This window comes from Streptomyces coeruleoprunus (assembly GCF_039542925.1).
GTDB classification, from domain to species: domain Bacteria; phylum Actinomycetota; class Actinomycetes; order Streptomycetales; family Streptomycetaceae; genus Streptomyces; species Streptomyces coeruleoprunus.
Map to the genome: position 1 here is coordinate 4189569 of NZ_BAABIT010000001.1, position 14083 is coordinate 4203651.

At 73.7% G+C, this 14083-nt stretch carries 14 protein-coding genes; 9 read left to right on the forward strand and 5 right to left on the reverse strand.

Going from position 1 to position 14083, the window contains the following annotated elements; genetic code table 11:
- Positions 1-15 precede the first annotated feature (15 nt).
- Both ABEB09_RS18745 and ABEB09_RS18750 read left to right on the forward strand, forming a co-directional pair.
- Complete coding sequence (locus ABEB09_RS18745) at positions 16-987, forward strand: ATP-binding cassette domain-containing protein (protein ID WP_345691070.1); 972 nt, start codon at positions 16-18, stop codon at positions 985-987.
- On the forward strand, positions 984-1823 hold the full coding sequence (locus ABEB09_RS18750) for an ABC transporter permease (protein ID WP_345691071.1): 840 nt from the start codon (positions 984-986) through the stop codon (positions 1821-1823). The genes ABEB09_RS18745 and ABEB09_RS18750 overlap by 4 nt, the downstream gene beginning before the upstream one ends.
- Before the next feature lie 103 nt (positions 1824-1926).
- Here the strand turns inward: ABEB09_RS18750 and ABEB09_RS18755 are convergent, their stop codons facing one another.
- The 3 genes from ABEB09_RS18755 to serC all read right to left on the reverse strand — a co-directional run bounded on the left by ABEB09_RS18755 (position 1927) and on the right by serC (position 4672).
- Positions 1927-2469 carry a GNAT family N-acetyltransferase gene (locus ABEB09_RS18755; RefSeq protein WP_345691072.1) on the reverse strand — a complete coding sequence of 181 codons (543 nt, stop codon included), beginning with the start codon at positions 2467-2469 and terminating at the stop codon, positions 1927-1929.
- Between the two features lie 202 nt (positions 2470-2671).
- Positions 2672-3334: a DUF4360 domain-containing protein gene (locus ABEB09_RS18760; RefSeq protein ID WP_345691073.1), complete on the reverse strand. Its 663-nt coding sequence runs from the start codon at positions 3332-3334 to the stop codon at positions 2672-2674.
- A gap of 219 nt (positions 3335-3553) precedes the next feature.
- Positions 3554-4672, reverse strand: a complete 1119-nt coding sequence (gene serC, locus ABEB09_RS18765; protein ID WP_345691074.1) for a phosphoserine transaminase — start codon at positions 4670-4672, stop codon at positions 3554-3556.
- Positions 4673-4882: 210 nt separating this feature from the next.
- Between serC and ABEB09_RS18770 the strand changes: the two genes are divergently transcribed.
- The 3 genes from ABEB09_RS18770 (at position 4883) to ABEB09_RS18780 (ending at position 10536) form a co-directional block, all read left to right on the forward strand.
- Positions 4883-6514 carry a serine/threonine-protein kinase gene (locus ABEB09_RS18770; protein ID WP_345691075.1) on the forward strand — a complete coding sequence of 544 codons (1632 nt, stop codon included), beginning with the start codon at positions 4883-4885 and terminating at the stop codon, positions 6512-6514.
- Positions 6515-6656: 142 nt separating this feature from the next.
- On the forward strand, positions 6657-9455 hold the full coding sequence (locus ABEB09_RS18775) for an FAD-binding and (Fe-S)-binding domain-containing protein (protein ID WP_345691076.1): 2799 nt from the start codon (positions 6657-6659) through the stop codon (positions 9453-9455).
- A 112-nt stretch (positions 9456-9567) separates the two neighbouring features.
- The gene (locus ABEB09_RS18780) at positions 9568-10536 is read left to right on the forward strand and encodes an EamA family transporter (protein ID WP_345691077.1); all 969 of its coding nucleotides are present in this window, start codon (positions 9568-9570) and stop codon (positions 10534-10536) included.
- Here the strand turns inward: ABEB09_RS18780 and ABEB09_RS18785 are convergent.
- The gene (locus ABEB09_RS18785; protein WP_345691078.1) at positions 10508-10831 is read right to left on the reverse strand and encodes a hypothetical protein; all 324 of its coding nucleotides are present in this window, start codon (positions 10829-10831) and stop codon (positions 10508-10510) included. The genes ABEB09_RS18780 and ABEB09_RS18785 overlap by 29 nt on opposite strands.
- Positions 10828-11178 (reverse strand): DUF6247 family protein, encoded by a 351-nt coding sequence (locus ABEB09_RS18790; protein WP_345691079.1) that lies wholly within the window; start codon positions 11176-11178, stop codon positions 10828-10830. The genes ABEB09_RS18785 and ABEB09_RS18790 overlap by 4 nt, the downstream gene beginning before the upstream one ends.
- A 244-nt stretch (positions 11179-11422) precedes the next feature.
- On the opposite strand from ABEB09_RS18790, the gene ABEB09_RS18795 reads away from it, so the two are divergent.
- The 4 genes from ABEB09_RS18795 (at position 11423) to ABEB09_RS18810 (ending at position 14076) form a co-directional block, all read left to right on the forward strand.
- Positions 11423-12829: an amidase gene (locus ABEB09_RS18795; protein WP_345691080.1), complete on the forward strand. Its 1407-nt coding sequence runs from the start codon at positions 11423-11425 to the stop codon at positions 12827-12829.
- Between the two features lie 91 nt (positions 12830-12920).
- A complete protein-coding gene (locus ABEB09_RS18800; protein ID WP_345691081.1) occupies positions 12921-13166 on the forward strand; it encodes a ribbon-helix-helix domain-containing protein in 246 nt (81 codons plus the stop codon).
- Positions 13160-13609, forward strand: coding sequence for a DNA-binding protein (locus ABEB09_RS18805; RefSeq protein ID WP_345691082.1), 450 nt, complete (start codon positions 13160-13162; stop codon positions 13607-13609). Before ABEB09_RS18800 ends, ABEB09_RS18805 begins: the two co-directional genes overlap by 7 nt.
- 122 nt (positions 13610-13731) lie before the next feature.
- Positions 13732-14076, forward strand: coding sequence for a hypothetical protein (locus ABEB09_RS18810; protein WP_345691083.1), 345 nt, complete (start codon positions 13732-13734; stop codon positions 14074-14076).
- The last annotated feature ends 7 nt before the right edge of the window (positions 14077-14083 follow it).

The following is a 14083-nucleotide window of genomic DNA, read 5'->3' on the forward strand; positions in this document are numbered from 1 at the left end:
CGGGGAGGACGGGGCATGGACGGCTATGCGATCCGCGCGGAGGGCCTGCGCAAGAGGTACGGCGAGAAACAGGCGCTGGACGGCTTCGACCTGGCCGTACGCCCCGGCACGGTGCACGGGCTGCTCGGCCCCAACGGCGCCGGCAAGACCACCGCGGTCCGCGTCCTCGCCACGCTCCGCCGGCTCGACGGCGGCCGCGCCGAGGTCGCCGGCGTCGACGTGGCCCGCGACCCGCGCCGCGTCCGCGCGCTCATCGGGCTGACCGGCCAGTACGCGGCGGTGGACGAGATCCTGACCGGCCGGCAGAACCTGGAGATGTTCGGCCGCCTCTTCCACCTGGGCGGCCGCCGCGCCCGGCGGCGGGCGGACGAGCTGCTGGAGCGGTTCGGCCTGGTCGAGGCGGCCGACAAGGGCGTCGAGGGCTACAGCGGGGGGATGCGCCGCCGCCTGGACCTGGCCGCGTCGATGATCCTCTCGCCCCGCGTGCTGTTCCTGGACGAGCCGACGACCGGGCTCGACCCGCGCGGCCGCGGCGAGGTCTGGGACGCCGTACGGGACCTGGTCGCGGGCGGTACGACGGTGCTGCTCACCACGCAGTACCTGGACGAGGCCGACCAGCTCGCCTCGCGCATCACGGTCATCGACCGGGGCCGGGCCATCGCGGACGACACGCCCGAGGCGCTGAAGGACCGCATCGGCGGCGACCGCGTGGAGGTGGTGGCGGCCGACGCGGCCGACCTGCCGCGCGTCGCCAAGGCCGTGGCGCGGGTGTGCGTGGGGGAGCCCCGGGTGGAGGAGGCCGTGCGCCGGGTGCACGCCCCGGTCACGGACCGGGTGGCCGCGCTGACGGAGGTCGCGAGGACGCTCCAGGACGAGGGCGTACGCGTCGACGACCTGGGGCTGCGGCGGCCGAGCCTGGACGATGTGTTCCTGCGGCTGACGGGCCACGGGGCCGAGGACGCGACGCGCGAGGAGGTGGCGGCATGAGCAGCATGGACGCGGCCCTGGAACCGCTGGCCGGCCACGGCCGTGCGTACTGGGCGGTCGCCGACTGCTGGAACGTCGTGCGCCGCCAGCTCACCCACTACCGCCGCAAGCCCGTCTTCATCGCCTGGCAGCTCGGCTTCCCGATCCTGTCGGTGCTGCTGTACGGGTACGTGTTCGGCGGCGCGATGAAGCCGCCGGGCGGGGGCGGCGCGGACCGGTACCGGGACTTCCTGATGCCCGGCATGTTCGTGATGACCATGGCGTTCGGCTTCATCAACACCGCGACGGCGGTGGTCACGGACGCCGGGAAGGGCGTCATCGACCGGTTCCGGTCGATGCCCATGGCGCCGTCGGCGGTGGTCACCGGGCGCGGGGTGACGGACGTGATCATCGCGTGCGCCGAGCTGACCATCCTCGCGACGACGGCCTTCGCGATGGGCTGGCGCTCGGACGGCGGCCTCGCCGGGACGGTGGGCGCCTTCGGGCTCCTGCTGCTCCTGCGCTACTGCCTGACGTGGGTGGGCATATGGCTGGGCCTGCTCGTCCCGGACCCGGAGGCGGCGGGTGGCCTGTTCGCGGTGGCGTTCCCGCTGACGATGATCTCCAGCGTGTTCGTCCAGCCCTCGACGATGCCCGACTGGCTGGGCACCGTCGCCGCGTGGAACCCGATCTCCTCGACGGCGGCCGCTACCCGGGAGCTGTTCGGCAACCCGGTGGGCGGCGACGGCAGCTGGATCCAGGAGCACGCGGTGCTGATGGCCGTGGTGTGGCCCCTGGTGATCACGGCGGTCTTCCTGCCCCTGGCGGTGCGCCGCTTCCAGCGCCTGGGGCGCTGAGGGAAGGGGGGCGGCTGCTGCCCCGCGCGGGCAGCGGCCCCACCGGGCCGGCGTGGACCGAGCGGTCCCGCGCCGACCCGAGGCCGGGAAGCCGGACGGCGGCCTAGGGCCGCGCGCCCGGCTTCCAGTCCTGGACGAGGAGCCCGAGCAGCACCTCGTCCAGGAACTCGCCCAGAACCCAGGCGGAGGAGCGCAGTACGCCCTCGCGGACGAAGCCGTTGCGCTCGGCGGAGCGCAGCATCGCGGTGTTGTCCGCCAGCGTCTCGATCTGCAGCCGCTGCAGGCCGCGCACGACGAAGCCGTAGTGGCAGAGCACCGCGACGACGTCCGTGCCGTAGCCCTTGCCGCGCGCGGACGGCCGCAGTCCCAGCCCGATGTGGGCGGACCGGTTGTGGTTGTCGATGCCCCACAGCGTCGCGGTGCCGACCAGGGTGCCGCCCTCCAGCTCCACCACGGAGAACGGGACGCTTCCCTGGTTCGTGTCGTCCACCACGAGCCGCGGATCCTTGGAGCCGGGCGTGATCGGCCGCCACGGCCCGCCTTCGGCCCGCGAGCCGTTGACCACGTCGTCGTAGAGCTCGGTCCGCAGGATCGGGATGTCGTCCTCGTGCCGGGCCCTCAGCCCCACCTTGCTGCCTTTGAGCATGCGGGCTTCCTATCCGGCCGGACCGGCCGGCGGCAAACCAATAAGCGGTCGCACCAGTCGGGGTGCGGCGGCGGTGGCGGATGAGGGCGCGGGCGATGCGGACGAAGGCCGGTCAGTGCTCGGCCTGACCGGCCGGGGTGACCGGCCGGACGGAGTCGACCGAGCAGCCGGCCGGCCGATCCGCCGGCCGGCCGGCCGTCGGTTACTTCTCCTTGCACTCCTTCCAGGCCAGCCGGTAGACGGTCTTGATGTCGCCGTCCGTGGAGTCCATGGCGATGAAGCTGTTCGTCTTCGTCGGGTCCGACGTCCCCGCGCTGACCCGCAGCTCGGTGTTGATGTTGAAGTTGCGCTTCACGCCGCAGGGCGCCCAGACGAGCTGGCCCCAGTCGGTCTGGTCGGTGGCCTGCCAGTTGTTGTCGTACGGCCCGTTGAACGGGTGGGACCGGGCGGCCGTGTCGGGCGAGCCCTGGAAGTAGTACGAGGCCTTCTGGACGGCGTTGGCGCCGCGCTCCAGGTGCGCGTAGCCGCGGTAGTCGGCGCTGGCGACGGCGTACGTGAAGCCGTGCGGGACGTGGACGATCAGGTTGAGCTGGCAGTTCTTGCGGAAGTCCGTGGGCTTGGAGCCCACGCCGACCTGGGCCAGGTACTCGCTGTAGGTGACGGTGAAGGCCGTGTTGTCGGGGGCGACGGCGACGGCGGCCGTACCCGCGGGGCAACCCGAGCCGTTGACCGTTGCGATCTCGATGACGATCTTGTCGGGCGGGGCGACGATGCCGCTCCCGGCGGCCGAGGCCGTACCGGGGGCGAGGAGCGTCGAGGCGAGCAGCGCGGCGGCCGCGCCGCCGGTCAGAACGGATCTGGACATGGTGCTCCGATCGGTTGCCGGTGGAAGTGGGGGGTCCAACCGAGATGGGCATGGACATGTCAAACATTCAAACGGTTGGGCCTGTTCTGCCCGATCCGTCTGAACGCTTCGGATGCTAGGGACCGGTGGCGGAGCTGGATAGGGCGGTTATCGGCCGCGCGAAGAAACACGGAAGGGGCCCGGGCGGGACGCCCGGACCCCTTCTGCAGGCCTGAACGGCTAGAGCTTCTCGATCACGTAGTCGATGCAGGCGGTCAGCGCCTCGACGTCCGCCGGGTCGACGGCCGGGAACATCGCGATGCGCAGCTGGTTGCGGCCCAGCTTGCGGTACGGCTCGGTGTCGACGATGCCGTTGGCGCGCAGGACCTTGGCGACGGCCGCCGCGTCGATGTCGTCGGAGAAGTCGATCGTGCCGATGACCTGCGAGCGCTTGGCCGGGTCGGCCACGAACGGCGTGGCGTGCTTGGACTCCTCGGCCCAGCCGTACAGCGTCCGCGAGGACGTGGCGGTGCGGCGCACGGCCCAGTCCAGACCGCCCTGCCCGTTGATCCACTTGAGCTGCTCGTTGAGGAGGAACAGCGTGGCCAGGGCCGGGGTGTTGTACGTCTGGTTCTTCAGCGAGTTGTCGATGGCGGTCGGCAGCGAGAAGAACTCGGGGATGTGCCGGCCGGACGCGTGCACGGCGCGGGCGCGCTTCAGCGCGGCGGGCGAGAACACGCCGATCCACAGGCCGCCGTCGGCGGCGAAGGACTTCTGCGGCGCGAAGTAGTAGACGTCCGTCTCGGCGATGTCGACCGGCAGGCCGCCGGCGCCGGAGGTCGCGTCGACGAGGACGAGCGCGCCCTCGTCGGCACCCTCGACGCGCTTGATCGGGGCGGCGACACCGGTGGAGGTCTCGTTGTGGGTGAAGGCGTACACGTCCACGCCCGCCTCCGCCGCCGGCTCCGGGTGCGTGCCCGGCTCGGAGGAGATCACGGTCGGCTCGTCCAGCCACGGCGCCAGCTTGGCGGCCTTGGCGAACTTGGACGAGAACTCGCCGAACGACAGGTGCTGCGACTTCGACTCGATCAGCCCGTGGGTCGCGATGTCCCAGAAGGCGGTCGACCCGCCGTTGCCCAGGATCACCTCGTACCCCTCGGGGAGGGAGAAGAGCTCGCTCACCCCGGCCCGGACCTCGCCCACCAGGTTCTTGACCGGAGCCTGGCGATGGGAGGTACCGAGGAGGGACGTGCCGGTGGCGGCCAGGGCGTCCAGCGCCTCCGTACGCACCTTGGAGGGGCCCGCGCCGAAACGGCCGTCGGCGGGCTTGATGTCAGCGGGAATCCGGATCTCAGCCACGGCTGGAGCCTAGTCCTTTCCGCCAGGCCACGGACGGGCGTGTCCGGCGAATGAGACGAGATCACGTCAAAGGTGGGACAGCGGAGAGGCGTGGGAAAGGGGTCACACGGCGAGGTGTGGGGCGCGCGTGGGGCCGTGCGCGCTCCGTACCGCACAGATGGTTTCCGGCCCCATACTTCCGGTGACGGGACTCGGGGCGGGAGGCTGCGTATGCACCGGCGGGGCGAGACCATCGACGGCCGCTACCGGCTGGAGGGCCTGCTGGGCCGGGGCGGCATGGGCGAGGTGTGGTCGGCGGAGGACGTCAAGCTGGGGCGCCTGGTGGCCATCAAGTTCCTGCGCCTGCCGTCGCCCGGGGCGGCCGGGGCGACCACCGTCCAGGACGCCATCGTCCGGTTCGAGAACGAGGCGCGGCTGCTGGCCAGGGTCGGCCACGACAACGTCGTGACCGTGCACGACTGGGGCAGGGGCCGCGGCGACTCCGGCGGCGACTTCTACATGACGATGGAGCTGCTGGAGGGGCGGACCCTGGACCAGCTGCTCGCCGACGGCCCGCCCGCCGGGCAGCTGCCGCCCCTGGCCGACGTCGTGGAGTGGGCGGCCCGCATCTGCGACGTACTCGTGGCCGCGCACGCGAAGGGCGTCATCCACCGGGACATCAAGCCGTCCAACGTCCTGGTGACCCGGGGCGGCGCGGTGAAGGTCCTCGACTTCGGCATCGCCAAGCTCGTCGAGAGCAGCGGGCCACAGCTGACCGGCACGGTCATCGGCACCCCGCCGTACATGGCACCCGAGCAGTTCACGGGCCACGCGTCCGCCGCCTCCGACCTCTTCGCGCTCGGCTGCCTGCTGTACGCGCTGGTCACCGGCGCGCCCCCGGCGCGGTCCGGGGTCGCCCCGGTCGCCGTCCGTCCGAAGAACGTACGGACCGACCTGCCGTCGGCACTCGACGATCTGATCCACCGTCTGCTGAGGCAGGACCCCGCAGCCCGCCCGGCGAACGCCGCCGAGGTACGGCGGACCCTGACGCGCGTCGCCTCCACGCTGGCCGCCCGCCCGGAACCGGCCCGGCCCCAGCCCCGCCCGCGCGCCCAATCCGGCCTCGGCGCGGCCCCGGTCCCTCCGCTGCTGGGGCAGGGCCCGGGCCCGGCACGGCAGGTGGCGCCGAGGCCGGCCGGGGCGGCGCGCCCGGAACCCGGCCTCGCCGCGTTCCGGGATCTCGGACTGCCTGCACCCCCGGTCCGCGGCCGGGAGGCGCCGGGTGACCTGCTCAGGAACACGGTCGAGGTCTCCGGCAGCTGCCTCGTGGCCTTCCTGGGCACGTTCCTCCTGGTCTTCACCGCCACGGGGTTGTCCCTGACGGCCTCCTTCCTGTGGGGCGTGGGCGGTGCCGTGGCGGCCGTCGCCGCCGAAGCCGTCAGCAGGCTGGTGCTCACCCATCCCCCGGCCCAGGCGTCGGAAGACGAGGCGGCCGTGCTCATCCTCACCGGCGGCATGGCGTGGCTCCTCGTGCTGGGCGGCTGCATCTGGCTGATGGCGGCCCAGACCGGACTGCCGTGGTGGGGGGACACCCTGGCGGGATGCGGACTGGCGCTGGGAGTGCTGGGAATGGGCCTCACGACCTACTTCGGTGCCGTCGACGAACTCTGGGGAGGCGACGACCGGCCAGGGCCGGAAGCCGTGCTGTTCAACGGAGTGCTCCTGGGCGCCACGGCGTTCGGCGTGCTCTTCGTCGCCGCCGACATGGCTTGGTGGACCGCTCTCCTCGCCGCGGCCGGCATCTGGATCGCCGGAGCGGTGGCGACCGCCTTCTGCTACTTCTGCGCCGACGAAGTGGCGTAGGGCGGGCCCGTGACGCCCTGACCGGGTGGCTGCCGGGTGCCCGGGCGGCTGCCGAGGAAGGCCCGACCACCTACTCCGGCCCGTGGCTCATACCGGCTCCCGCGGGCTCGGCACCGGACCGCCCGGGCGGCATGATGGCCGTATGGATCACCGTACGGATCTTGACCGCGCGCTGCGGAAAGTCGTGCGCGGTGATGTCGACTTCCGCGCCGGGGCCCGGGCCTTGGTGACCATGGACGCGTCCAACTACCGGCGCGTGCCCCTCGGGGTCGTCGCGCCCCGGGACGCGGACGACGTGGCGGCCGCGCTGGAGGTGTGCCGGGGGTTCGGCGTGCCCGTGGTGGCCCGTGGGGGCGGGACGTCCATCGCGGGGCAGGCCACCGGGACCGGGGTGGTGCTCGACTTCACCCGTCACCTGCGCGGGGTGCTCGCCGTGGACCCCGATGCCCGTACCGCCGTCGTACAGCCCGGCGTGGTGCTGGACCGGCTGCGGGACGCGGTGCGGCCGTACGGGCTGACGTTCGGGCCCGACCCGTCCACGCACAGCCGGTGCACCCTCGGCGGGATGATCGGCAACAACGCCTGCGGTTCGCACTCCGTGGCCTGGGGCACGACCGCCGACAACGTCCACGAGCTGGACGTGCTGACGTACGGAGGCCAGGCGCTGCGGCTCGGCCGCGACGGGCGCGGCGCGCCCCAAGGGCTCGACGCCTTCGTGCGGCGGAACCTCGCGCTCATCCGCACCGGCTTCCCACCCGGCATGCCGCGCCGCATCTCCGGCTACGCCCTCGACGCCCTGCTCCCGGAACGGGGCACGGACGTCGCCCGCGCCTTCTGCGGCAGCGAAGGCACCCTCGGCGTGGTCACCGCGGCGACCGTACGGCTCGTGGAGGCGCCGCCCGCCCGCGCCCTCGCCGTCCTCGGGTACGCCGAGGAGAGCGCCGCCGCCGAAGCGGCACCCGGCCTCCTCGCGCACGGCCCGCTCACCGTCGAGGGCATGGCCGAGGACCTGGTCCGCGACCCGGCCGCCCGCAACCGCCTCCCCAAGGGCGCCGCCTGGCTGTTCGCCGAGACCGGCGGCGCCACCCCCGGCCAGGCCCAGGCCCGTGCCGCCGCCCTCCTGCGCGCCGCCGACGCCCTGGACGGCATCGTCGTCACCGACCCCGCCGGGCAGCGCGTCCTGTGGCGCGTCCGGGAGGACGCCGCCGGCACCGCCACCCGCACCCCGGACGGCGCCGAGGCGTGGCCCGGCTGGGAGGACTGCGCCGTACCGCCCGCCCGCCTCGGCCCGTACCTGCGGGACTTCCGTGCCCTGCTCGCCGCGCACGGGCTGCGCGGCACGCCGTACGGCCACTTCGGCGACGGCTGCATCCACGTCCGCATCGACTTCGACCTCGTCACGCCGGACGGGGTGGTCCGCTTCCGGCGCTTCTCGGAGGAGATGGCCGACCTCGTCGCCGCCCACGGCGGCTCCCTCTCCGGCGAGCACGGCGACGGGCAGGCGCGCGCGGAGCTGCTGCCGAAGATCTACGGGGAGGAACTCGTCGGCCGGTTCGGCGAGTTCAAGGACCTCTGGGACCCTGCCGGTGGCCTGAACCCCGGCATGCTCGCCCGGCCCTCCCGCCTCGACGAGAACCTGCGCTTCGACGTCCTGCCGCGCGAGCCCGTGCCCGTGGCCTTCGGCTACCCGGACGACGGCGGCGACTTCACGACCGCCGTGCGCCGCTGCGTCGGCGTCGCCAAGTGCCGTGTGGAGGGCCCGAGTGCGGGGCCGGGCGTGATGTGCCCGTCGTTCCGGGCCACCGGCGAGGAGCGGCACTCGACGCGCGGGCGCGCCCGGCTGCTGCACGAGATGCTGGCCGGCGAGGTGGTGACCGGTGGCTGGCGCTCCCCGGAGGTGCGCGACGCGCTCGACCTGTGCCTGGCGTGCAAGGGCTGCCGCAGCGACTGTCCGGTGGGCGTCGACATGGCCACGTACAAGGCGGAGTTCCTGCACCACCACTACGCGGGCCGGCCGCGGCCCGCCGCCCACTACACGATGGGCGGCCTGCCGACGCTGCTGCGGCTCGCCGCACCCTTCGCCCCCGTGCTGAACGCCGCCGCCCGCGTACGGCCCCTCGCGGCGGCCGCCAAGCGGCTGGGCGGGATCGCCCGGGAGCGGGACATCCCGGTCCTGGCGCGGGAGACGTTCCGTACGTGGGCCGCGGGGCGTGCCGTGGACGGCGCCCCGGACGCGTACGTCTGGCCCGACACGTTCACCGACCACTTCTCGCCCTCGGTGGGCCGCGCGGCCGTCGCGGTCATGGAGGCGGCGGGCCTCCGGGTCGCCCTGCCGCCGGGGCGGGTCTGCTGCGGTCTGACGTACGTGTCGACCGGCCGCCTCGACCGGGCCCGTACGGTGATGCGCCGCACCCTCGACACCCTCGGCCCCGCCCTCGGCGCGCCGCTGGTGGTCCTGGAGCCGAGCTGCGCGGCCGCCCTGCGCACGGACCTCCCGGAACTGCTGGCCGACGACCCCCGGGCCCGTACCCTGGCCGGCTCGGTACGGACCTTCGCCCAGGCCTTGGAGGAGCTGGCCCCCGACTGGCGCCCGCCGCGCCTGGACCGGCCGGTGGCCGGCCAGACCCACTGCCACCAGCACGCCGTCCTGGGCGACGCCGCCGAGCGCCGGCTGCGCGAGCGCGCGGGCCTCACCGGCGAGCTGAGCGGCGGCTGCTGCGGCCTGGCCGGGAACTTCGGCTTCGAGCGCGGCCACTACGAGGTGTCGGCGGCCTGCGCGGAGGACCAGCTCCTGCCGGCGGTACGGGCGGCGGAGCCCGGCACGGAACTGCTGGCGGACGGCTTCTCGTGCCGTACACAGCTGGCGCAGACGGCGGACCGGCGGGCCCGCCATCTGGCGGAGGTACTGGCGGAGGCGCTCGCCGAGGGCCCGCGCTCCTGAGGGCGCCGACCCTGCCATGGTCGTCGCCGGGTTTCACTGCTTACCTTGGAGGGGTCACACGGAGCGGAATGGACTGCTCCGCACGGTCTGGAGCAGGAAGTACGAGGTCCCGGTGAACGACGCCCGCACCGCAGAGGTCCCGGCGGTCGCCGCCCCCGAGACGGCCGCGGCCGCCCCGAGCGGCCGGACACCGGGCCGGGGCGGCCCGGCCGCCTCCGTCGCCCTCGTCGTGGGCGGGGCGCTGAGCGTCCAGTTCGGTGCCGCCGTCGCCGTCCTGATCATGCCGCGCACCGGCCCGCTGGGCGTCGTCACGCTGCGCCTGGCGCTCGCCGCCCTGGTGCTGTTGGTGGTGTGCCGCCCGAGGCTGCGCGGATACAGCAGGGCCGACTGGGGCACGGTCGTCGCGTTCGGCGCGGCCATGGCGGGCATGAACCTCTGCATCTACCAGGCCATCGACCGCATCCCGCTGGGCGCCGCGGTGACGCTGGAGGTGCTGGGCCCGCTGATCCTCTCCGTGGTGGCCTCGCGCCGCTGGGCGAACGCCGTGTGGGCGGGCCTGGCGCTGCTGGGCGTGGCCCTGCTGAGCGGCGGCGGCTTCGACCGGCTGGACCCGCTGGGCGCCGGCTTCGCCCTCGCGGCGGGTGCCATGTGGGCGACGTACATCGTGTTCAGCGCCCGCACGGGCCGCCGCTTCCCGCAGGCGGACGGACTGGCGCTGGCCATGGCGGTCGGCGCGGTGCTGAGCCTCCCGCTGGGCATCGCGGAGGCGGGCACGAGGCTGGCCGTCCCGTCGACCCTGGCCCTCGGCCTGGCGGTGGCCGTGCTGTCCTCGGTCCTCCCGTACACCCTCGAGCTGATCGCCCTGCGCCGCCTGCCGGCCTCGACGTTCGCCGTCCTGATGAGCCTCGAACCGGCGGTCGCCGCCCTGGCCGGCTTCCTGGTCCTGCACCAGGCCCTGTCCCCGCTGGACGCGCTCGCGATCGCCCTGGTCGTCGCAGCGAGCATCGGCGCGGTGCGCTACCGGGCGGGGCGCCGGCCCGGGAGGTCGGCGGCTACTGCCAGAAGCACTCCTGAACGATGATCTGCGGATCGGCCGCGCGGCGGACGAAGACGTAGCGGAGCCACCCGCGCCCGTGATCGAAGTAGGCGATGTGGGGGCCCTTGGGCCGGGACGACCGGGCGGGCTCGACGGTCACCCCGTCGGGAAGGCCGGAGCCGGAGTCGATCCCGCGGAAGTACGGGTCCTTGGCGGTGACCAGTTCCGCGCGTACGGCGTCCACGCTCTGGCGGACCTCTGCGGGGAGGGCGTCGCGGTCGGCACGGGCGGCGGTGAGCCAGTCCATCTGCCAGGGCGGGCCCATGAACGCGTCGGTCACCGGCCGGGTTCCGTCTCGCCCGCCTTGCGGCGGAGGTGGGCGGCCTCTTCCAGGAGGGCGCGGGCTTCGGCGGGGTCGGTGCACTCGGCCGCGCGGTCCTCGAGTTCCCTCACCCGCCCGTCGAGGCGGGGGTCCCGGGCGAGGGCGTACTCGGTCCACCACCGGGCCATGAAGGCGGGGACAGGCGCCAGGTCGTACGTGTCGGCGATGTCCCGCTTCCAGTGGGCGTCGAAGTCCGGGAGGAGTTCCGGGGCGTGGGCGGCGATGGCGGCACGGAGCGCTTTCGGGTTCCTCTCGGGCATGGGCGGGATGGGGGACCCGGCCTTGGTGAGGGGGGCTGCGTCCATGGTCGGGCGTCCCTTCGTACTGCGCTCGTTCCCCGGTCGGTGCTTCCAGGCTCTGCCGCCTCAGACGGTACTCCGGATCAGGCCGGTGCGTGACCGGCTACGGCGAGCGGGTTCGCGCGGACCTGTGGCGGCTGGTCCAGCCGGCAAGCTGCGGCCCTGCATCGGCGCGCGGGGTGTCACCCTGGGTGGGTACGGGCCTACACTGCTGAGCCCCACGGGTTACCCGCTGGTAGGAGGGCTTCGCATGGGAGACGGGCGGGTCCACGCGTTCGGTGACGACGCGCTGGGTGAGCACGACGCGGTCGCGCTGGCCGAGATGGTCCGCGTCGGCGGGATCGCCCCCGAGGAGCTGGCGAGGGCCGCCGTGGCGCGGGCCCGCCGGGTCGACGACGCGCTGGCGCCGGTGGCGTTCGCCGCGTACGAGGCACCGCGCGCCGCCCGGGGCGAGAGCCGCGACGCGCTCCTGTACGGCGTGCCCACGTACCTCAAGGACAACGTGGATCTGCGGGGCATGCCGACGTCTCAGGGCAGCGAGGCGTTCCTCGCCCGCCCCGCCCGCCGGACGGGGGACGTCACCCGGCAGTTCCTCGCCACCGGCCTGACCGTGCTGGGCAAGAGCCGGCTGCCGGAGTTCGGCTTCAACGCGGCCACCGAGTTCGCCACCGCCGCACCGGTGCGCAACCCGTGGAAGCCCTCGCACTCGCCGGGAGCGTCATCCGGTGGCGCCGCCGCGCTGGTCGCGGCCGGCGTCGTGCCGGTCGCGCACGCCAACGACGGCGGCGGCTCGATCCGTATCCCGGCGGCCTGCTGCGGCCTGGTCGGCCTCAAGCCGACGCGCGGGCGGCTGGTGCTCAACGACCAGGCCCGGCGGCTGCCGATCGACCTGACCACCGACGGCGTCCTGACCCGGTCGGTCCGGGACACCGCCGCCTTCTTCGCGGCCGCCGAACGCCACCACCGCAACCCCGCGCTGCCGCCGCTCGGTCTCGTGGCGGGCCCGGGCGACCGGCCGCTGCGGGTGGGGCTGGTGCTGGACTCGCCACTGACGGCCACCGACGCGGAGACCCGCCGGGTGGTCGAGGAGACCGCGCGGCGGCTGGAGGGCATGGGGCACCGCGTCGAGCCGGCCACGCTGCCGTTCGGGGAGCAGTTCCAGCGGGACTTCACCCTGTACTGGGGCTTCATCGCCTTCCTGGTGGCCGCCACCGGCAAGCTGGTGCACGGTCCCGGCTTCCGCCCCCGGCGCCTCGACGGCCTCACGCTGGGCCTGCGCCGCCACTTCCACCGCGAGTTCGGGCAACTGCCGGGTGCGCTGCGCCGCCTGCGGCAGTCGGAGCACACGTACGCCGCCCTCTTCCGGGACCACGACGTGATCCTGTCCCCGGTGCTCGCCCACGTCTCCCCGCAGATCGGCCACCTCAGCCCGAACGTGCCGTTCGAGCAGTTGTTGGAGCGCCTGCAGCGCTACGTGGCGTTCACCCCGATCAACAACGTGACGGGCGCCCCCGGCATCTCCCTGCCCGCCGGCGCCTCGGCGGACGGCCTGCCGATCGGCGTCCACCTCTCCGCGGCGCACGGCGAGGAACGCACCTTGCTGGAACTGGCATTCACCTTGGAAGCCGACCGGCCGTGGCGGCGGATCCAGGACTGACGGCCCAAGCCCGCCGGCCGGCGGGCGCCTGCCGGCACGGTCACCGGTCAGCCCGGAGGAACTTTCCTACCGCTGGTGGTACGTTTCTGGTATGAGTAGCTCCCACGCGACACCGCACGTTCCTGAACGGGCCGGGAAGCGGTCCGTATCGCTGCCCCAGTCGTTGATCAAGGAGATCGAGGAGCGCACAGGCAAGACCGGCTTCTCCGCGGTCGTCTCCGAGGCGCTGGAGCATTGGCTGGCGATGGCCAAGCTGCGCGAGGTGATCGACGAGGACCGCCGGACGTTCGGCCCTGTCTCCGATGAAGCGCGTCTTCAGGCGGAAAAGGAATGGTGAGCAAGCGGATCAAGGCCAAGGACAAGAGTGGGGGAACGCTCTTCCTGGACGCGCAGGGCCTTTCTCTGCACGTCGACGGCGATGAGGGGATGCGAGCCCGCATCGAGGTGGCCGAGGCGAACGGCCGGCGGGTGGCCCTCTCCGTCCTCACTCCGCTGGAGGTGCGGCGTACCGGCGCCGCCGCGAAGCGACTCGATTTCCTGCTGTCGCGGTTCGACGTCAGGCCGGTCACGGACGACGTCATCAGGGCTGCCACGAAGCTCCTCGACATCACAGGGCTCGACGGACACGAGTGTCTGGTCGACGCCCTGGTCGTTGCCACCGCCGCCCTGTGTGCCCCTCCGGTCCGCGTCGTCACCTCCGACGGCTCGCATGTCCCGATGCTGTGCGAGGCGGCTCTGCAGCTCCCGGGCGAGCCAGATGTGAAGCCCGTCAAAGTCTGATGCCTGGACGGTGCGCCCGGCGCAGCCTGAGCGATATCGAGGCGATGCGGCTCTCCCTCGACGAGATCCGCCGGGACGCCTGAGGTGGCCCGGGGGTGGCGAGCCCCGCGTACGCTCGCACTGTGAGCGATCGGGAACAGTACGTCAGGTATCGGGACGACTCGAAGGTGCTGGCGGCGATCGGCCGGTGCGTCGAGGCGCAGGCCGACCGCGTCACGGTCCGCCTGCCGAGGGCGCTCGCCGAGGCCGCGGTGGCCGCTTGGGAGCGCGACGAGGCGACGGGGCCCGATGGCGGGGGCGAGGACGGGGCAGACGAGACCCGCGAGCAGTACGCGGAACGGGACCGCGCCGCGGAGCTGGCCCTGATCGGCCTCGCGATCACGGAGCGCGGCCGCCGGCAGGCCGACGAGGTGATCGTCGAGCTGGATGTCGCCACCGCGGGGGCGGCCGTCCGGGCGGCGGAGTAGCGGGACG